This is a genomic window from uncultured Clostridium sp. (assembly GCF_937920395.1).
In the GTDB taxonomy this organism is placed as follows: Bacteria; Bacillota; Clostridia; order Clostridiales; family Clostridiaceae; genus Clostridium_AD.
Genome location: NZ_CALEVF010000038.1, coordinates 71001 through 90841 on the forward strand (window position 1 = coordinate 71001; position 19841 = coordinate 90841).

General features: G+C 30.5%; 18 protein-coding genes and 1 pseudogene. All 19 read left to right on the top strand.

All coding sequences use genetic code 11. The features are described 5' to 3' along the window. Positions 1 to 14 precede the first annotated feature (14 nt). Complete coding sequence (nusA, locus tag Q0649_RS03790) at positions 15 to 1196, top strand: transcription termination factor NusA (protein WP_298837550.1); 1182 nt, start codon at positions 15 to 17, stop codon at positions 1194 to 1196. An 11-nt stretch (positions 1197 to 1207) separates the two neighbouring features. After that, entirely contained in the window at positions 1208 to 1474 is a 267-nt protein-coding gene (locus Q0649_RS03795; RefSeq protein ID WP_298837553.1) for an RNase P modulator RnpM, read from the top strand. After that, positions 1464 to 1805 (top strand): ribosomal L7Ae/L30e/S12e/Gadd45 family protein, encoded by a 342-nt coding sequence (locus Q0649_RS03800; RefSeq protein WP_298837619.1) that lies wholly within the window; start codon positions 1464 to 1466, stop codon positions 1803 to 1805. The genes Q0649_RS03795 and Q0649_RS03800 overlap by 11 nt, the downstream gene beginning before the upstream one ends. 18 nt (positions 1806 to 1823) lie before the next feature. Beyond that, complete coding sequence (gene infB / locus Q0649_RS03805) at positions 1824 to 3896, top strand: translation initiation factor IF-2 (protein ID WP_298837555.1); 2073 nt, start codon at positions 1824 to 1826, stop codon at positions 3894 to 3896. A 20-nt stretch (positions 3897 to 3916) separates the two neighbouring features. Then, a pseudogene (gene rbfA / locus Q0649_RS03810) lies at positions 3917 to 4276 on the top strand (30S ribosome-binding factor RbfA); the annotation flags it as partial. 55 nt (positions 4277 to 4331) lie between these two features. Further along, positions 4332 to 5300 carry a bifunctional oligoribonuclease/PAP phosphatase NrnA gene (locus Q0649_RS03815; RefSeq protein WP_298837558.1) on the top strand — a complete coding sequence of 323 codons (969 nt, stop codon included), beginning with the start codon at positions 4332 to 4334 and terminating at the stop codon, positions 5298 to 5300. Continuing rightward, positions 5297 to 6166, top strand: a complete 870-nt coding sequence (gene truB, locus Q0649_RS03820; RefSeq protein ID WP_298837561.1) for a tRNA pseudouridine(55) synthase TruB — start codon at positions 5297 to 5299, stop codon at positions 6164 to 6166. The genes Q0649_RS03815 and truB overlap by 4 nt, the downstream gene beginning before the upstream one ends. Before the next feature lie 12 nt (positions 6167 to 6178). Next, complete coding sequence (locus Q0649_RS03825) at positions 6179 to 7099, top strand: bifunctional riboflavin kinase/FAD synthetase (RefSeq protein WP_298837563.1); 921 nt, start codon at positions 6179 to 6181, stop codon at positions 7097 to 7099. Positions 7100 to 7233: 134 nt separating this feature from the next. Then, positions 7234 to 7497: a 30S ribosomal protein S15 gene (rpsO, locus tag Q0649_RS03830; RefSeq protein WP_071613203.1), complete on the top strand. Its 264-nt coding sequence runs from the start codon at positions 7234 to 7236 to the stop codon at positions 7495 to 7497. A 124-nt stretch (positions 7498 to 7621) separates the two neighbouring features. After that, positions 7622 to 9748, top strand: a complete 2127-nt coding sequence (locus Q0649_RS03835; protein WP_298837568.1) for a polyribonucleotide nucleotidyltransferase — start codon at positions 7622 to 7624, stop codon at positions 9746 to 9748. Positions 9749 to 9843: 95 nt separating this feature from the next. Then, a complete protein-coding gene (locus Q0649_RS03840) occupies positions 9844 to 11118 on the top strand; it encodes a pitrilysin family protein (protein ID WP_298837571.1) in 1275 nt (424 codons plus the stop codon). Between the two features lie 84 nt (positions 11119 to 11202). Beyond that, positions 11203 to 11478 carry a YlmC/YmxH family sporulation protein gene (locus Q0649_RS03845; RefSeq protein ID WP_298837575.1) on the top strand — a complete coding sequence of 92 codons (276 nt, stop codon included), beginning with the start codon at positions 11203 to 11205 and terminating at the stop codon, positions 11476 to 11478. A gap of 45 nt (positions 11479 to 11523) precedes the next feature. Beyond that, on the top strand, positions 11524 to 12711 hold the full coding sequence (dapG, locus tag Q0649_RS03850) for an aspartate kinase (RefSeq protein ID WP_298837578.1): 1188 nt from the start codon (positions 11524 to 11526) through the stop codon (positions 12709 to 12711). Between the two features lie 53 nt (positions 12712 to 12764). Continuing rightward, positions 12765 to 13448 carry a ClpP family protease gene (locus Q0649_RS03855; RefSeq protein WP_298837581.1) on the top strand — a complete coding sequence of 228 codons (684 nt, stop codon included), beginning with the start codon at positions 12765 to 12767 and terminating at the stop codon, positions 13446 to 13448. 193 nt (positions 13449 to 13641) lie between these two features. Next, the gene (locus Q0649_RS03860; RefSeq protein WP_298837584.1) at positions 13642 to 15939 is read left to right on the top strand and encodes a DNA translocase FtsK; all 2298 of its coding nucleotides are present in this window, start codon (positions 13642 to 13644) and stop codon (positions 15937 to 15939) included. 182 nt (positions 15940 to 16121) lie between these two features. Further along, entirely contained in the window at positions 16122 to 17459 is a 1338-nt protein-coding gene (gene rimO / locus Q0649_RS03865) for a 30S ribosomal protein S12 methylthiotransferase RimO (RefSeq protein WP_298837587.1), read from the top strand. After that, positions 17443 to 18018 carry a CDP-diacylglycerol--glycerol-3-phosphate 3-phosphatidyltransferase gene (pgsA, locus tag Q0649_RS03870; RefSeq protein WP_298837590.1) on the top strand — a complete coding sequence of 192 codons (576 nt, stop codon included), beginning with the start codon at positions 17443 to 17445 and terminating at the stop codon, positions 18016 to 18018. The genes rimO and pgsA overlap by 17 nt, the downstream gene beginning before the upstream one ends. 161 nt (positions 18019 to 18179) lie before the next feature. Further along, positions 18180 to 19235 (top strand): recombinase RecA, encoded by a 1056-nt coding sequence (recA, locus tag Q0649_RS03875; RefSeq protein WP_298837593.1) that lies wholly within the window; start codon positions 18180 to 18182, stop codon positions 19233 to 19235. 347 nt (positions 19236 to 19582) lie between these two features. Continuing rightward, the coding region (locus tag Q0649_RS03880) for an Rnase Y domain-containing protein (RefSeq protein WP_298837596.1) at positions 19583 to 19841 on the top strand (259 nt) is incomplete at its 3' end.

Sequence of the window (19841 nt, forward strand, 5' to 3'; positions counted from 1 at the left end):
AGGAAGTTATTAAAATGAATCAAGAATTTATTGAAGCATTGAGAGAGATTGTGGATCAAAAGGGAATTAGTGAAGACTTACTTTTTGAAACTATAGAAGATGCATTAGTTGCAGCGTATAAGAAAAATTTTGCTACGCTATCAAATAATAGTCAAGATGTAAAAGTAACAATGAATAGAGAAACAGGAGAAATACATGTTTATGGTCAAAAGACGGTTGTAGAAGAAGTTGTTGAGGATTCTAGTGAAATAACACTTGAAGAATCTAAAGAATATAGCCCTAAATATCAAATAGGTGATATTGTTGATATTGAAGTTACTCCAAGAAAATTTGGAAGAATAGCTGCACAAGCTGCAAAACAAGTAGTTATTCAAAGAATTAAAGAAGCTGAAAGAAATATAATATACAATGAATTTATAACAAAAGAGTTTGATATTATTACCGGAATTGTTATAAGAAAAGACAGAGGCAATGTATTTATAGACTTAGGCAAAATTGAAGCTGTACTTGGAGCTAATGAACAAATGCCAGGTGAGGAATATAATTTTAATGAAAAATTAAAATTATATATTGTTGAAGTTAAAAACACTACTAAAGGTGCTCAAGTTGGAGTGTCGAGAACTCATCCAGGTCTTGTAAAACGATTGTTTGAATTAGAAGTGCCAGAGGTTTTTGGTGGGGTTGTTGAGATTAAAAGCATATCAAGAGAAGCTGGTTCAAGAACTAAAATTGCAGTATATTCAAATGATGAAAATGTTGATGCTATGGGAGCATGCGTTGGACCTAAGGGCGTAAGAGTTCAAAGCATAGTTAATGAACTAAGAAATGAAAAAATTGATATTATTAAATGGAGTAAGAAAGCGGAAGAATATATTTCCAATGCTTTAAGTCCTGCAAAAGTATTAAATGTAGTAGTTGAGGAAGCTTCTAAATCTGCAAAGGTCATAGTGGAGGATAATCAATTATCTTTAGCTATTGGAAAAGAAGGTCAAAATGTTAGGTTAGCAGCGAGATTAACTGGTTGGAAAATAGATATAAAAAGTAGAACACAAGCTCAATACAACATGGACGTAAATGAAGAAGTTAAAAGTGAAGTAGATGAAAGTGAAGCAATTGATAATCAAGTAGTTAAAGATCAAACGATTGAAGATCAATCAGAGCAAGATCAAGTAATTGAAACCATTACGCAGGAGTAGGTGATAGTTTTATGAAAGTTAAAAAAATACCTCAGCGCATGTGTACCGGGTGCATGGAAATGAAACCTAAGAAAGAATTATTGCGTATAGTCAATAGTAAAGAAGGCGAAATCTCTATAGATTTGATAGGGAAAAAACCAGGCAGAGGTGCATATGTTTGCATGAATATAGAATGTTTTGAAAAATCCTATAAGACAAAAAGATTAGAGCGAAATTTAGGTGGTAAAATAAGTGAAGAAATTTATGCGAAGCTAAAGGATGAGATTAATCATGAATAATAAATTTTTTCAATTTTTGGGTTTAACTAAAAAGGCAGGTAAACTTATCGAAGGTTATAATCAGTGCGAAGATGCACTTTCACATGGGAGAGGAACCCTTATAATTTTATCTGAGGAAAGCTCTGTAAATACTAAAGATAAGTTTAAAAGATTATCTGTTAAAAATGTTATACCACTTATTGAAGGTGTTTCTAATGAAACTTTAGGTAAATGTTTAGGTAGACCAGAAATTAATGTTTTATGCGTAAACGATAAAAAAATGACGAATAAGCTGTTAAGTTTATGGAATGAAAACAATGAAAACAATGAGAATGACGAAAATAACGAATAAATTTCGGGGGTGAATGATTTGGCAAAAGTCAGAATATATGAATTAGCTAAAGAGTTAGAAGTGTCAAGTAAAGAATTAATTAATGTACTATTTGAAGAGTTTAGTATAAAGGCCAAAAATCATATGAGTGTGATTGAGGAAGAGGATGCTGAATTAATAAAGGAACTTTATAGTGACGAAAATTCAGGACTTAAGGATAGTAAAAATGAAACAGTAGAACACTATGAAAACTTAGCTAATGAAGATGCTAATAAAGTTGTCATTAGAAAAAGAGGTAGAAAAGGTAGAGATGAATTAGGAAGTGGTAACAATGCTGTTGAACCAATCGATGACGAAGTTGTAGTAATCGATAGTACTATCACAGTTAAGGATTTAGCTGATACATTAAAAAGACCTTATGTTGAAGTAATAAAACAACTTATTTTTATAGGCGTTATGGCTGGAATGAATCAAGAAATAGATTTTGCCACAGCTGAAAAAGTGATAGAAAAATATGGTGCACTTGCAGTACTCAAAGATCCTGAAGAAGGAAAAATTGCTGAAGAAGAAGATATTGAAGAAAATGATGAAATAGATACAGATAAAAAACCAGCAGTTGTTACTGTTATGGGTCATGTTGATCACGGTAAGACTTCATTACTTGATTGTATTAGAAAATCTAAGGTTACAGAAACAGAAGCTGGTGGAATAACGCAACATATAGGTGCATACACTGTTAATATTAATGGTGAAAAAATAACATTTTTAGATACACCAGGTCATGAAGCTTTTACAGCAATGAGAGCTCGTGGTGCTCAAATAACAGATATAGTTATTCTAGTAGTTGCGGCTGATGATGGTATTATGCCACAAACGGTTGAAGCTATAAATCATTGTAAGGCTGCTAGTGTTCCAATAATAGTTGCAATAAACAAGATAGATAGACCCGGAGCTAATGTAGATAAAGTTAAGCAAGAACTAACAGAACATGGTCTTGTAGCAGAGGATTGGGGTGGAGATACAATTTGTGTTCCAGTATCAGCTCATACTAAGGAAGGTATTGATACTTTACTTGAAATGGTATTAATTACTGCAGAAATGCTAGAGCTTAAAGCTAATCCTAAAAGAAGTGCAAAAGGAACCGTAATAGAAGGAAAACTTGATAAAGGTCGTGGACCACTTGCAACTTTACTTGTACAAAATGGTACACTTCACACTGGTGATTCTATAATAGTTGGATCAACTTACGGAAGAATAAGAGCAATGTTTGATGATAAGGGTAAAAAAATAAAGACAGCAGGCCCATCTATACCGGTAGAAATACTTGGATTATCGGATGTACCATCAGCTGGTGATAGATTTAATGTAATTAAAGATGAAAAAACTGCAAGAAATATGGCTGAAACTAGAAAAACAAATTTAAGAGAAGAACATTTTCAAGCTAGTAATAGAGTTTCAATGGAAAACTTATATAGTCAAATACAAGAAGGATCTGTTAAAGAACTTGGTGTAATTGTTAAAGCTGACGTTCAAGGGTCTGTAGAGGCTGTAACACAATCGCTTGAAAAATTATCTACTGATAATGTTAAAGTAAGAGTTATACATTCTGGAGTTGGAGCTATAACAGAAACTGATGTTGTACTCGCTGCGGCATCAAATGCAATAATTATAGGGTTTAATGTAAGACCAGATAATAATGCTGCAATAGTTGGAGAAAAAGAAAAAGTAGAAATCAAAACATACAGAATAATTTATGATGCACTTGATGATATAAAATTAGCAATGCTTGGAATGCTCGATCCTGTATATAAAGAAGTTGTTTTGGGTAGAGTTGAAATAAGACAAATATATAAAGTTTCAAATGTAGGAACAATAGCAGGGTCTTACGTATTGACTGGTAAAATTACTAGAAATAGTAGCGTGAGAGTTCTTAGAAATGGAATAGTTATAACTGAATCAACTTTAGCCTCTTTAAAGAGATTTAAAGATGATGCAAAAGAGGTTGCTGCAGGATTTGAATGTGGATTAAGTATAGAAAAATTCAATGACCTCAAAGAGGGAGACATCATTGAAGCATTCATAATGGAAGAAATAAAACCAAAACTAGTATAAGATAAGGAGTAGTGGGTTGTATGGTTAGTTATAGAAATGGTAGAATAAATGAAGAAATTAAAAAAGATGTAAGCAATACAATTCAAAACAAAATAAAAGATCCAAGATTAAGTGCTATGGTTAGTGTAACAAAAGTAGATACAACAAAAGACTTAAGTTATACAAAAATCTACGTTAGTATATTTGGAAGTGAAATTGAAAAGAAAGAAACAATTCAAGCACTTAAAAGTTCAACGGGTCTTATAAGAAAAGAAATAGGAATGCATGTTAAGTTAAGACATGTTCCTCAGGTTATTATAGAGTTAGATGAAACCATAGAACGCGCAATACATTTAGAGAATATTTTCCATCAAATAAAAGCAAAAGATAAGAATGAACATGGAAAACAGATTGAAAATGAAACAGGGAATGAAGATGTAAAAACTGAAGATGGAAATGAAGACTAATGAAATTAACGATGTCATTAGCAAAATAAAAACATTTAATAAAATTGCTATAACTTTTCATACTTCACCTGATGGAGATTCAATAGGTAGTGCTTTGGCATTACTTATTGGTCTGAGAAAATTAAGTAAGAAAGTATATATAATATCAAAAGAAAAGATTCCACAAACTTTTGAATTCTTGCCATGTTCTGTTGAAATTAATGGAGAGATAAGCTTACCATTAAAGGATACAGAGTGTGTAATAGTATTAGATTGTGGTGATTTTAAAAGAATTAATGCAAATCTATTGGTGAAAAATAGATTTGCATTAATTAATATAGACCATCATATATCTAATGACTTATATGGAGATTTAAATTTTATCAACACAAAATCTTCTGCAGTTGGAGAAATTGTATATCAAATGCTTAGACTACTTGATGTAAAATTAGACAAAGAAATAAGTTCATGTTTGTATACCGCTGTGCTTACAGATACAGGTTGTTTTAGACATTCAAATACCACAGCAGTAACTCATGATATTGCAAGTGAACTTATCAATACCGGCATAAATTTTAGCGATATTCACAGGAAAATTTATGAAAATAACAAAACAAATAAAATAAAGCTTTGTGGAGAAGTTATTAGTAAGCTTACAGTTGAACTTGATGGCAAAGTTTGTGTAATGCATATAACAAAAGACATGATAAAAAAATATGAGCTGGTATACATAGACACATCAGATATTATTGATTTTGCTACTTCAATAGATATAGTTGAGGTTGCAATCCTTATTAAAGATGTTGAAAATGGTGTTAAAGTAAGTTTAAGATCTAAATCAGTTGTGGATGTTAGCAAAATTGCAGAATGGTTTAGTGGGGGCGGTCATATTAGAGCTTCAGGTTTTTATTACGAGGCAAGTTTTGATGATACTAAAGGTAAATTGATGGAAATTTTAGAAAAAGAGTTGATAAAATGAATGGTATATTAAATGTATTTAAACCTACAGGAATTACTTCTTTTGATGTAGTGCGTTTAATAAGAAAAATCAGTAATGTAAAAAAAGTAGGCCACGCTGGCACTCTAGACCCTGAAGCTAGCGGGGTCTTACCCGTTTGTATAGGAAAAGCAACAAAGGCTATAGACTATATAATGGGAGACTTTAAAATTTATGAAACTGAATTAAAATTGGGCGTTATTACAGATACTTATGATAGAGAAGGAAAAATTCTAAAAGAAAGTGAAGTTAATTCAAGTATAGATGAAATTACTGCAGCTATTAATTCGTTTATTGGAGAAATAAAGCAAGTTCCACCTATGTACTCCGCTCTGAAGGTTAATGGAAAAAAACTTTATGAGTTAGCGAGGGCTGGAATAGAAATAGAGAGGCAGCCAAGACCTATAACAATTTATGACATAAATATTACTGATATTAAATTACCATATATAAACTTTAGAGTAAAGTGCTCTAAAGGTACGTACATTAGAAGTTTATGTTATGATATTGGTGAAAAATTACAATGTGGTGGAATGATGTGGAATCTACAAAGAACAGCTACAGGTCAATTTCATATTGAGAATGCTATAAATGTTAATGAGTTAAATGAAGAGAATATAAATCAATATATTATGCCCATAGAAACTATTTTTAGTGCAAATGCTAAAATTACCATTGATGATAGATTTGTTAAGTTTTTATTAAATGGTGTCATTGTAAAAGATAAGGCACTAACTTGTGAATTTGAATCAGGCATTATGTATAGCATATATAATAATAATAATGATTTTATTGGAATTGCTGATAAAAGTGATGATGGTGTTAGGTTAATAAAATCATTTATATAGGAGTATATTAAAATGTTAATTATAGAAGATAATTTTAAGACTAAGTTAAAATATCAAACGTTTATTGCACTTGGAAGTTTTGATGGACTACATTTAGGTCATATGCACCTTATAAATAAAACAGTAGAATTGTCAAAAGCGAATAATGCTAAAAGTATGATATGCACTTTTAAAAATCATCCATTGTCGGTCATTAATAAAGAAATTTGTCCAAAGCTTATAATGGATAACGATACTAAGATAAAATTACTGGAAAACACAGGTATAGATATAGTTAATTTAGCTAATTTTGATAAAGATTTTATGAAGATAACCCCTGAAGAATTTATAAGAAATATGGTTAAATGTTATAATGCCAAGGGAATAATTGTTGGTTTTAATTATAGGTTTGGTTATAAAAATTTAGGGGATGTAGAAATGCTTAAGACATATAGTACAATACTTGGATATAAACTATATGTTTGTGATGCAATTAGTGTCAATGATGAAATTGTAAGCAGCTCAAGAATTCGTCATCTAATTGCTGAGGGTAATATTGTTAAAGCAAATGAACTTTTAGGACGTCCACACACTATTATTGGAAAAGTGATTACAGGTAAACAACTAGGTAGAACTATTGGTTTTCCAACTGTAAATTTAAATTATAATAAGGAATATATTCTTCCAAAGGGAGGAGTGTACTATACTATAATTGAGTATGATAATTACCTTTATAAAGCTATAACTAACATAGGGTATAATCCTACAGTAGAAGGTAATAAATTATCAGTAGAAACGCATATTTTGGATTTTAACAAGCAAATTTATGGTGAGGTAGTTAAAATAAACTTTATAAACAGAATAAGAGATGAAGTTAAATTTAATACTATAGATGAATTAAAACAGCAACTTGAAAAAGATAGTGAGTATGCTTATAATCAAAAAATAGAATAATAAGTGTAAAGATGTAAAAATCAATTTACAATTTAATCTTAGTTTGTTATAATTGATTTGAACCTTATGCTAAGTTAGCCGATTCACCAACGGTGTACTTGGAATATGGGGATTTTATTCGGAGGTGTTGTAAAATGACAAAGACTACAAAACAAGAAATAATGGTAAAACATGCAAGACATGAAGGAGATACCGGTTCTCCAGAAGTACAAATTGCACTTTTAACTGAAAGAATTACAGAGTTAAATGAGCATTTAAAAGTTCATAAAAAAGATAACCATTCAAGAAGAGGTCTATTAATGATGGTTGGTCAAAGAAAAGGTATGTTAGGTTACTTAAAGAACAAAGATATTGAAAGATATCGTGCAATTCTAGCAGAACTCGGACTAAGAAAATAATTCGGAGCGGCTTAGCCGCTCTATTATTTTAGGTTAGGGCAAAATATATACGATTAGCTACTAATATTCATATGAACATTAGTAATTCAAACATTAGTAATTTAAATTGAGGGGAGGCAAATATATGATTCATACTATAGAAACTACAGTAGCAGGTAGAAAACTTAAAGTTGAATATGGTAAGGTTGGAATGTTATCAGACTGTGCAATTTTTATGAGTTATGGTGAAACAGTAGTTTTAGTTAATACAAATGCTTCAGAAAAACCTAGGGATGGTATAGATTTTTTTCCATTAAGTGTAGAATATGAAGAAAAACTTTATGCTGTTGGTAAAATTCCAGGTGGCTTTATAAAAAGAGAAGCAAGACCATCAGAAAGAGCAATTTTGACTGCAAGAGGTATAGATAGGCCTCTAAGACCATTATTTCCTAAAGGCTACAAAAATGATGTTCAAATTGTTTGTACAGTACTATCAGTTGAACAAGATAATTCACCTGAAATACTTGCTATGAATGGAGCGTCACTCGCATTATGTCTATCAAGCATACCTTTTACTGATGCTGTTGCTACAGTTTCAGTTGGTCTAGTTGATGATAAATTCATATTAAGCCCAACAGTAGAGGAGAGAAAGGCAAGCTCAATGAAACTTACTGTTTGTGCAACAAAAGATAATGTAACGATGATAGAGGCCAGTGGAGATGAAATTGCAGAAGATATTATGATAGATGCAATCGACTTTGCTTTTGAAGCATGTAAAAAAATAGTAGCATTTCAAGAAGAAGCTGTGGCTAAATTTGGCAAGAAAAAAAATATGCCTGAGTTTAAGAAAATAGATGAAACTCTTGAAAGTGAAGTTAGAAAATTCTCATTTGACATGGTGAAGACAGCAATGTACATAATGGATAAAGATGAGAGAAATGTAATGGTTGATCAAATAAAAGCAAAGATTAGCGCTGAATTTGATGAAAAGTATGCTGACAAAAAATCAGATATAGGTGAAATTTTTTATGGTATCCAAAAAGAGATAGTTAGAAATATGATGCTAAATGAAAATAGAAGGCCTGATGGAAGAGCTTTTGATGAAGTAAGACCAATAAGTTGTGAGGTAGGAATACTACCAAGAACTCATGGTACAAGTCTTTTTACAAGAGGACTTACTCAGGTTATGTCAGTTGCAACACTTGGAGCATTAAAGGAAGCACAGATATTAGATGGAATAAGTGATGAGGATACTAAAAGATATATGCATCATTATAATTTTCCAGCTTATAGCGTAGGAGAAACTAAACCAATGCGTGGACCTGGAAGAAGAGAAATTGGACATGGTGCCTTAGCAGAAAAAGCAGTAGAACCACTTTTACCATCTGTAGAAGATTTTCCATATGCAATTCGTGTGGTATCAGAAGTATTAAGTTCTAATGGTTCAACATCTCAAGCAAGTGTGAGTGCAAGTATTTTGGCACTATTAGATGCTGGAGTTCCAATTAAGAGACCTGCAGCAGGAATTGCAATGGGACTAATTACAAATGATGATTTATCTAAAGAAAAAATTATAACTGATATTCAAGGTATAGAAGATTTCTTTGGAGATATGGATTTTAAAGTAGCTGGAACTGTTAATGGTATTACAGCTATACAAGTTGATACAAAACTTCATGGGTTATCTAATTATTGCATTAAAACTGCAATTATAAACGCAAAAAAAGCTAGACTTCATATAATTGGAAAAATGAATGAATGTATAGCAGCTCCAAGAACTGAAATGTCAAAATATGCTCCTAGAATGTATGTATTAAATGTTGCACCTGACAAGATTAGGGATGTAATAGGTAAAGGTGGAGCAACTATAAAGAAAATAATAGCAGAAACTGGTGTTAAAATAGATACTAGTGATGATGGAAAAATTGTAATTATGTCTAACGATAGCGTGAGTGCAAATAAAGCAGTCAAAATAGTTGAACAGTTAACTAAATCCGTTAAAGTTGGAGAAATATATTTAGGAAAAGTAACAAAAATCGCTGCTTTTGGAGCATTTGTTGAAATTTTACCTAATAAAGAAGGTTTAGTGCATATTTCTAAACTTGATTTTGAAAGAGTTAACAAAGTAGAAGATATTGTATCTGTTGGCGATGAAATATTAGTAAAAGTAATGGAAATAGACAATCAAGGAAGAGTAAATCTTTCGAGAAAAGACGCTATGAAAGATAGTGAAAATGAAAAAAAAGAGAACGAAAAAAAATTGAATGAATAATAATAGAGGGGCTTAGGTGCCTTTTTATTTTTTTTAAATAAAAAAATGCTAATATGCACATAGTAAATATAAAATCTCATTAAGGAGAGGCGCATATGTATAAGTTAATTAAGTTAGACAATGGTTTAAGAATTGCAGTTGAAGATATTGAATATGTGAATTCTGTAAGTGTAGGTCTTTGGGTGGAAAATGGGTCTAGAAATGAAAATGAAGTTAACAGTGGTATATCACATTTCATAGAGCATATGCTTTTTAAAGGAACGAAGGATAGGACTGCAAAACAAATTGCTGAAGCTATTGAGGATGTTGGTGGTCAGATAAATGCGTTTACGAGCAGAGAAGCTACTTGCTTTTATATAAAGGCATTAGACACTCACTTGGATTTATCACTTGATATTATTTCAGATATGTTATTTAACAGCACTTTTTGTGATGAGGATATAGAAAAGGAAAAAGGTGTAATTGTTGAGGAAATAAATATGAGCGAGGATTCACCAGAAGATGTTTTAGCTGATCTGCACACAAAAGCTATTTGGGAATCAGATTCTATTTCGCTACCAATTTTAGGTACAATGGATACTGTAAATTCATTTAATAGACAAATGATAGTAGATTATATAGATTCATATTATATACCAGAAAATTCTGTTATATCTATTTCAGGTAAATTTGATATGCAAAATATAGAGAAGCTTGTTCAAAAATATTTTGGTAAGTGGCGTTGTAAGAATAAACAGATTACTAAATATAGCAGCCCTAAAATATTTAATAATCATTACTTTAGAAAAAAAGAAATTGAACAGCTTCATATAAGTTTAGGGATTCCAGGGGTAGGCCTTGGGGACGATGATATTTACACACTAATATTGTTAAGCAATATACTTGGTGGTGGAGCGTCTTCATTATTATTCCAAAAGGTACGTGAAGAATTGGGTGTATGTTATTCTGTTTATTGTTATATATCAGCATTTAAAAATACAGGAGTTGTAAGCATTTATGCTGGACTTAATCCTAAATATGCACTAGTTGCTATTGATGTAATAAAAGAAGAAGTTAGTAAATTTGCGAAACTAGGGATAACCAACGAAAAATTAAATAAAGCGAAGGAACAATTAAAGGGTAGTTATATTTTAGGTCTTGAAAGCACAAGTAGTAGAATGTTTAGCAATGGAAAATCTGCTTTGTTTATGGATAAAATAAATACGCCTGAAGAAATATTACAAAAGATAGATGAAATTGATATGATGAGAGTAAATGTTGTAATGGAAAAGACATTTAAAATTGGTATAATAAATTCGGCATACGTAGGAAGAAAAAATGAAATGCTCAAAAATATTTTTAATGGTAAGGTTATTTCCATGGATAAGTAAAGTTTCAATATAAATAGGAAAATCATGCATATCTCCTTAATATAATTCATAATATGTTATGAGAATTGTTAAGGAGATGTTTAGATGGAAGATAATATAAAGTTGTATAGTGAAATGGAAAGATATGAAATCATAAATATTAATGATGGTGATAAATATAGTAATTTAGGTAGCAATGATGTGGTTATTGATGAGAATGGCCTATTAAAGTTTTTGATTATAAATGATGGCAACTCTAAATTTAGTTTTTTTCGCAATAACGATATTATTGAAGTACCATGGGAATATGTTAAAAAAATTGGATCTAGAACTATAATAATTGATGTTGATAATGAATTATTAAAAAAATCTCATATTTAATGACATTTCAGCTTAGAATAAGATGATTAACTTTGGAGGTCAGAGATGAAGATATTAGTTCAAAAGTTTGGAGGAACATCTGTTTCAACTAAGGAAAAGAGAAAACTTGTGGTAAGCAAAATAATAAATGCAAAAGCTAAGGGATATTTTCCAGTGGTAGTAGTATCTGCTATGGGTAGGAAAGGTGAACCTTATGCTACTGATACACTTTTGTCACAAATAGATGATGATTTTAAAGAATCAAATCCATTAGCAATAGATTTGCTAATGAGTTGTGGTGAAACTATAAGTACTGTAATAATGTGTAATGAATTAAACATTAATAAAATTGATGCCTTGCCTTTAACAGGGGGACAAGCAGGTATAATTACAGACAGTAATTATACAAATGCTGCGATACTTAATGTAGATACTAAAAGGATATTAAGTATTCTGAAAAATGGAAAGGTTCCTGTAATTGCTGGATTTCAAGGTATGGATGACAAAGGGTATATTACGACCATTGGTAGAGGTGGGAGTGATGTAACGGCTGCACTACTTGGTTCAGCACTTAATGCAGTAGAAGTGCAAATATACACTGATGTAGATGGAATTATGACGGCAGATCCAAGGATAGTTTCTGATGCAACGTTGATAAAAAAAATAAGTTATGATGAAATATTTCAATTCGCAGATCAAGGAGCAAAGGTTATACACCCAAGAGCAGTTGAGATATGTAGAAAAAATAATATACCGCTTGTAATTAAAAACACTATGAATGAATGCCCAGGAACAGTAATTTCAAATTTTGAAAGTGAAGTTGATAATATAATTACAGGAATTACATATATGAGTAATAGAGTTCAAATAAAAGTAACTAAAAATTTAGCTTGTAGATATGATGATCTTTTTGATATTTTAGCTGAAAACTTTATAAGTATAGATCTTATAAATGTTTTTCCTAAAGAAAAAATATTCACTATTGATGAAAAAGATTTTAATAAATTTATTGATTTAATAAAAGAACTTAATATATCTTATTCATTTGTTAAGGATTGTAGTAAACTTGCAATTATTGGCTCTAAAATGAAGGGAATACCTGGCGTTATGGCAAGAATACTTAAGGCATTAACAAAACAAAAAATTGAAGTATTACAAACAGCAGATTCTCATATGACAATATGGTGCCTTGTTGAGACAAAGGATGCTCAAAAAGCTATTATATCACTGCACAAAGAATTTAAATTAGGTTAAATGTATATAGTTTCTCTTAATGCACAAAATAAGGTGGATTAGGAGGAATGTAAATGTTAAAAACTCAAAATAATACTGAAGACAAGGATAATGATCAGGTAGAAAACATTAAAGAACTTGGAACAACTAATGTTGCAACTCAAGATGATAGAATTCAAGTTTTACCAATAATTGGTCAAATAGAAGGACATATGATGTTATCCCCCCAAACAAAGGCTACTAAGTATGAACATGTTATTCCAGAGCTCATTGCTATGGAGAGGGATGAAAAAGTAAAAGGTATCCTTATAGTCCTAAATACTGTAGGAGGAGATGTGGAAGCGGGGCTTGCAATAGCGGAGATGATTCGCAGTGTAAGTAAGCCTACGGTATCACTTGTAGTCGGTGGAGGGCATTCAATAGGTATACCACTAGCAACAGCTGCCGAGTATTCATTTATTTCTCCATCTGCGACTATGATAATTCATCCTATACGAATGAATGGTTTAATAATAGGAGTACCTCAAACATTTGAGTATTTTAATAAAATGCAAGAGAGAATCACAGAATTTATTATTAGAACCTCAAAAATTGATAAGGAAACAGTAAACAGATTAATGCTTCAAACTGATGAACTTCTAAATGATATGGGTACTATACTCATTGGAAAACAAGCAGTAGATAATGGATTAATAGATGAAGTTGGGGGAATAAGTGAGGCTTTAACAAAATTAAATGAAATGATAGATAAAGTGTAAAAATAGATATAAATAGGTCTAATTGACCTATTTATATCTATTTTATTGAGTATTGACTATAACTTATAGAATCTAATGGTAATTTATCTAGAATTAGTTTAGAATACATTTATAAATCTATTTAAAGTTAAAGGGGATTTATAATGTTTGTAGAAATTATAAGAATAGAACTAATAAAAATTGAGGTGATACTTTGACCAGAAAAAAGACTAGATCTAAAGGTTCTAAGATTGTAGAATCTGATAGCGAAATCTTTGGAATTATATTGATAACGATAGGTATATTAATGTTATTAAGCATATTTTCAACTATATTTTCAAATTCTAATTCAATATCGGGAATGATTGGTAATTTTATTAATCATCTACTTTTTGCGACTTTAGGGTTAGGAGCATATCTTTCTCCGTTCTTAATATTATTTATAGGCTTTTGTGATATTGTTAAGAAAGGTAAGATAAATTTTAGTAAAAAGTTTTATGGAATAATACTTACTATAATTAATACATTGTTATTTATACAAATCTTAACGTTAGATAAGTACTATACTAAAGGAAATTTTTTGCTTGGAATAAATAAAATATATAATTCACCAAATGATTTACATGGTGGGATTATTAGTTATTCGATTGATGTACCGATGTACACATTATTTGGAGCTGTTGGAAGTTGCATAATTTTTATTGCAATTTATGTTATCTGTTTAATTATAATATTAAATGTATCACTAAATGATATATTTGTTTATTTTAAGGATAAACTTATAACTAGAAAGGTCGCAAGCAAAGATAATAGTAAGGAATTATATATAGAGAATAGCGATAGTCAAGAAGAATTAGCAGTTTCAAGTGAAGGTAAAAATAAATTTATTAAAGATATTAGCAATAAAATTAAAATAATTGATTTTATAAAGTCAAATGATATTGATAATGAAGGGCAAACACCAAATCAAGATGAAAAATTTAATAGTAATAATACAAGAGGAACAAAAGTAAAGCATATAGATAATTCTATAAAGCAGGAGCTAGAACAAGAAATTCAATTAAATAGTGTACAAACAAAGCCAGATTATAAATATGAATATCCTACTTTAGAGTTATTAAATGAAAATATTACTTCTAAAATGAATAAAAATGATAAAAAAGAATTACTTAATAATGCAAATAAATTGCAAGAAACTTTAAGTAGCTTTGGAGTGGAAGCTAAAGTTATCCAAGTTACAAAAGGACCTTCGGTAACAAGGTTCGAGCTTCAGCCAAATGCTGGCGTTAAAGTTAGCAAAATTGTGAACTTGGCTGATGATATAGCATTGAATTTAGCTTCATCTGGGGTAAGAATTGAAGCACCAATACCAGGTAAGGCAGCGGTAGGTATTGAGGTGCCCAATAAAGAGCTAAGCGCAGTATACTTGAGAGAAGTAATAGAGTCTAATGAATTTTTAGCGACAAACAAAAACTTATCTTTTAGTTTAGGAAAAGATATAGGAGGCAATTGTGTTGTTTCGGATTTAACAAAAATGCCACATTTATTAGTAGCAGGGGCTACAGGCTCGGGGAAAAGTGTTTGCATAAATTCATTAATAATAAGTTTACTTTATAAATATTCACCAGAAGAAGTTAAGTTATTATTAATTGACCCAAAGGTTGTTGAATTAAATATTTATAATGGAATACCTCATTTATTAATTCCAGTTGTAACAGATCCCAAAAAATCTGCAGGTGCTTTAAATTGGGCTGTAAATGAAATGTCCAGAAGATACAAGAGTTTTGCTGAAAATAATGTTCGAAGTATTGAAGGGTACAATGAATTGGTTAATAAAGGCATTATTGAAAATAAATTACCATGGATTGTTATTATAATTGATGAGTTAGCAGATTTAATGACGGTTTGTGCAAATGATGTAGAGGAGTATATTGGTAGACTCGCACAGATGGCAAGAGCAGCAGGAATGCATCTAGTAATTGCTACGCAAAGGCCATCAGTAGATGTTATTACAGGTGTAATAAAGGCCAATATTCCTTCAAGAATATCATTTGCAGTTTCAAGTCAAATAGATTCAAGAACAATACTTGATTCCGCTGGTGCAGAAAAATTGCTTGGTAAAGGAGATATGTTGTTTTATCCATCAGGAGAGGCTAAGCCAATCAGAATACAAGGAGCATTTGTATCGGAAGAAGAAGTTGAGCGAGTTGTTAATTTTATAAAAGATCAAAAGACTCAAGTGAATTATGAAAAAGAAATAATTGATGAGATAGAAAGTAGTTCGGTAAATAAAGACGATGATGATGGGGCTGACGAATTATTAAATGAAGCAATTAGAATAGTAGTTGAAAATGGTCAAGCCTCCACTTCCTTATTGCAACGTAAGCTAAAAATAGGTTATAATAGAGCAGCAAGAATTATAGAACAAATGGAGGAACGTAGGATTATATCAGGTAGAAATGGAAGCAAACCTAGAGAAATATTAATAAGTAATACTGAAATTAAGAATTAATTGAATGATTTTTTGCAAGAATAATTGTAAATACCCTTGTTTAATTTGTAAATCACATTTACAATAATTTATGTAAGCAAATATAGAAGGACAATAGTTATTATTTGTTTTCATAACCAAACGAGGATAATAAAGGTTAATAATTGGGATTTACCCGCAGAGACAAACAAGGAGGCTGACTAGTGGAAAAATTGAAAGTTGGAGTTATAAATTTAGGTTGCGATAAAAATAGAATTGATAGTGAGATTATAATAGGTAGTTTAAGTGAGAGATATAATATGACAAATGATCCTAAACTGGCAGATATAATTTTAGTAAATACATGTGGATTCATAGAATCTTCAAAGCAAGAGTCAATAGATACTATTTTAGAAATGTCTAAATACAAGGAAGAGTATAAATGTACGGTATTAATTGCTACTGGGTGCTTAACTCAACGTTATGGCTCAGAACTGCTTGAACTTATGCCTGAACTTGATATTATGCTTGGCGTCAACGATTATGATAAGTTATTAAGTAGTATTGAAGATGTACTTTTAAAAAAAATCAAAGTACAATATTGTAGCTATAGTGATGAAAACATCAATGAAGGGCAAAGAGTATTAACTACAGAAACTTATTCTGCTTATGTTAGAATTTCTGAAGGGTGTGACAATGCTTGTACATATTGTGCAATACCCAATATTAGAGGAAAATATAGAAGCAGAAAGATGGAAAACATAGTACAAGAAGTCAAGGAATTAAGTGAACATGGATGTAAAGAAATCATCTTGGTAGCTCAAGATACCACTAGATATGGAGTTGACTTGTATGGTGAGAAGAACTTACATACACTTATAAGCAGAATCTCTGAAATAAGTAAAATTGAATGGATTAGAGTACTTTATTGTTACGCAGAAGAAATTACAGATGAAATAATCAATGAAATTGCTTCAAATGATAAAGTTTGTAAATATGTAGATATACCAATCCAACATATAAGTGATGATATTCTTAAATTAATGAAAAGAAAAGGCCGAAAAAGCATTATAACAGAAAATATAAATAAAATGCGAGCAAGTATCGAGGGATTAATACTTAGAACTACATTAATTGTAGGATTTCCAGGAGAAACTGAGGGAAATTTCGATGAGTTAAAACAATTCATTAAAGAAACTAAGTTTGATAAACTAGGAGTGTTTCAGTACTCTATGGAAGAGGGAACTGAAGCTTGCGTAATGAAAGATCAAGTTCCAGAGGAAATAAAAGCTAAACGTGAAGAAGAATTAATGATTATACAACAAGACATATCGAAAAAAATAAATACTAAAAAAATAGGTAGAATTTATAAGGTTTTAGTAGAAGGTTTTGATGGTGAAACTTATTACGGTAGAAATTATGAAATGGCACCAGAAGTAGATGGTACTATTTTCTTCGAATCTAATAAAGTTTGCAATAAGGGAGAATTTGTTAAGGTAAGGGTTACTAAAGCTTTAGAATATGATTTAATAGGAGTTGTGTGCTGTGAATCTTGCAAATAAACTTACAATGATACGAATATTTTTAGTACCTATATTTTTACTGTTTATTGCAGCAAAAGGTATACCTTATGGAAGGGAATTAGCTACAGTTATTTTTATAGTGGCATCTCTTACTGATAAATTGGATGGATATATAGCAAGGAGCAGAAACCAAATAACTACTTTTGGTAAATTTATGGATCCACTAGCTGATAAATTATTAGTTACTGCTGCACTTGTATCATTAGTAGAACTTCAAATAGTATACGCTTGGGTAGCTATGATTATAATTGCTAGAGAATTTGCAGTTACAGGTCTAAGAACAATAGCGGCTGCTGATGGGAAAGTAATTGCAGCTAGTAAATGGGGAAAACTAAAAACTGTTATCCAAATAGTAGCTATAATTACTGCATTGATAAATTTATCATATGGAAATAGAACTATTAATATGTTGGTTAATGTAAAAGAAACCTTGAACATATTAACTAATGTTTTCATGGGTGTTGCTGTGATTATCACAATAATATCAGGAATTGACTATTTTGTAAAAAATAAAGGTACAATTAAAATTGATAAATGATTAAATTATTAAATATTGTTAATAATAAAAATATAAACTTACTATAGTGTGGTAATATTGGAAATATTATATTGCGTCTTGACCATGTAAAATAAATAGTGTATACTTAAAACAGAACAAACGTTCGTTAATAAAGGATGGTGAGCCCAAAGGGGAAATTTATGAATAATGAAAAATTAAAAGCATTAGAGATTGCTATGGGTCAAATAGAAAAACAATTTGGAAAAGGTTCAGTAATGAAACTTGGAGAAAATAGTAAATTAAATATAGAGGCTATTTCTACTGGCTGTTTAGGACTTGATATAGGGCTTGGTATAGGTGGAGTACCTAGAGGAAGAATGATTGAAGTTTTTGGACCAGAGTCTTCAGGTAAAACTACAGTTGCACTTCATATAGTTGCAGAAGCTCAAAAAAATGGTGGTACAGCTGCGTTTATAGATGCAGAGAATGCTTTAGACCCTGAATATGCAAAGGCTCTAGGAATAGATATAGAAAATTTAATAGTATCTCAACCAGACACTGGTGAACAAGCTTTAGAGATTACAGAGGCACTAGTTCGCTCAGGAGCTATTGATGTTATTGTTGTAGATTCAGTAGCAGCATTAGTACCTAAAGCTGAAATTGAAGGCGAAATGGGAGATTCTCATGTAGGACTACAAGCGAGACTTATGTCTCAAGCTTTAAGAAAACTTGCAGGATCTATAAATAAATCTCAATGTGTTCTTGTATTTATAAATCAATTAAGAGAAAAAATTGGAGTTATGTTTGGTAATCCAGAGACTACACCAGGTGGAAAAGCATTGAAATTTTATGCATCTGTTAGATTAGATATTAGAAAAATTGATACAATTAAACAGGGCGATGAATTCATGGGTAATAGAACAAGAATAAAAATAGTTAAAAATAAAGTAGCACCTCCATTTAAAAAAGTTGAATTTGATATTATGTATGGTCATGGCATATCTCGCGAGGGAGATGTTTTAGATATAGGTGTTACAGAAGAAATTGTACAAAAAAGTGGAGCTTGGTTCTCATATGGAGATATACGACTTGGACAGGGAAGAGAAAATTCAAAACAATATTTTAAAGAAAATCCCTTGGTTATGCTGGAAATAGAAAATAAAATAAGAAAAAAACATGATTTGCCATTGTCTAAGAATCCAGTGGTTTCTAAAAAAGAAGTTAGTAAAAAGGATGTTATTAAAAAGGAAGCCTAAAGCAAGTTTATACTTGCTTTTTTCTTTAATTAATTATTAACTATTTGGTTATGAATTTTATATAAATCCAACTTATAGGAGTGGGAGACTTTTGTTCTTGAAATGTAATTAGACCTATAAGTAATACATATAACTAAAGAAAATTGGTATAGTGCTAGACATATAACGATAAAATATATTAATTAATTCTTATAATCTTGACATTAATTGAAAAGTAATATAAAATAAATACAAATACTGGTTTGAGTATTTTAATTACTACCAACTAAATAAATATAGCACCTTTTCTACATTTCATATTTACTCTTAAATAGATTTGAAATAAGTAAGGGAGGTGTTGATAATCGATGGATGCTAAAAGTCAAACAATGCTCATAGTAGTTTGTGCTATTGTGATTGTTGTTTTAGTAGGTATTTTTGTTGTAATTTATACTAGAAAAAATATATCTCAAGCAAATATTGCAAAGTCTGAAAAAGAAGCTAAAAAAATTCTTGATGATAGTGCGAAAGATGCTGAAACAAGAAAAAAAGAAGCTATTTTAGAAGCTAAAGAAGAAGTTCACAGACTTAGAACTGATTTAGAAAAAGAATCAAGAGAAAGACGTA

Bases quoted from the DNA above. Each gene is read 5' to 3' on its own strand.
- nusA (WP_298837550.1), top strand. From the start codon at position 15: ATGAATCAAGAATTTATTGAAGCATTGAGAGAGATTGTGGATCAAAAG.
- Q0649_RS03795 (WP_298837553.1), top strand. From the start codon at position 1,208: ATGAAAGTTAAAAAAATACCTCAGCGCATGTGTACCGGGTGCATGGAA.
- Q0649_RS03815 (WP_298837558.1), top strand. From the start codon at position 4,332: ATGAAGACTAATGAAATTAACGATGTCATTAGCAAAATAAAAACATTT.
- truB (WP_298837561.1), top strand. From the start codon at position 5,297: ATGAATGGTATATTAAATGTATTTAAACCTACAGGAATTACTTCTTTT.
- Q0649_RS03825 (WP_298837563.1), top strand. From the start codon at position 6,179: ATGTTAATTATAGAAGATAATTTTAAGACTAAGTTAAAATATCAAACG.
- rpsO (WP_071613203.1), top strand. From the start codon at position 7,234: ATGACAAAGACTACAAAACAAGAAATAATGGTAAAACATGCAAGACAT.
- Q0649_RS03835 (WP_298837568.1), top strand. From the start codon at position 7,622: ATGATTCATACTATAGAAACTACAGTAGCAGGTAGAAAACTTAAAGTT.
- Q0649_RS03840 (WP_298837571.1), top strand. From the start codon at position 9,844: ATGTATAAGTTAATTAAGTTAGACAATGGTTTAAGAATTGCAGTTGAA.
- Q0649_RS03845 (WP_298837575.1), top strand. From the start codon at position 11,203: ATGGAAGATAATATAAAGTTGTATAGTGAAATGGAAAGATATGAAATC.
- dapG (WP_298837578.1), top strand. From the start codon at position 11,524: ATGAAGATATTAGTTCAAAAGTTTGGAGGAACATCTGTTTCAACTAAG.
- Q0649_RS03855 (WP_298837581.1), top strand. From the start codon at position 12,765: ATGTTAAAAACTCAAAATAATACTGAAGACAAGGATAATGATCAGGTA.
- recA (WP_298837593.1), top strand. From the start codon at position 18,180: ATGAATAATGAAAAATTAAAAGCATTAGAGATTGCTATGGGTCAAATA.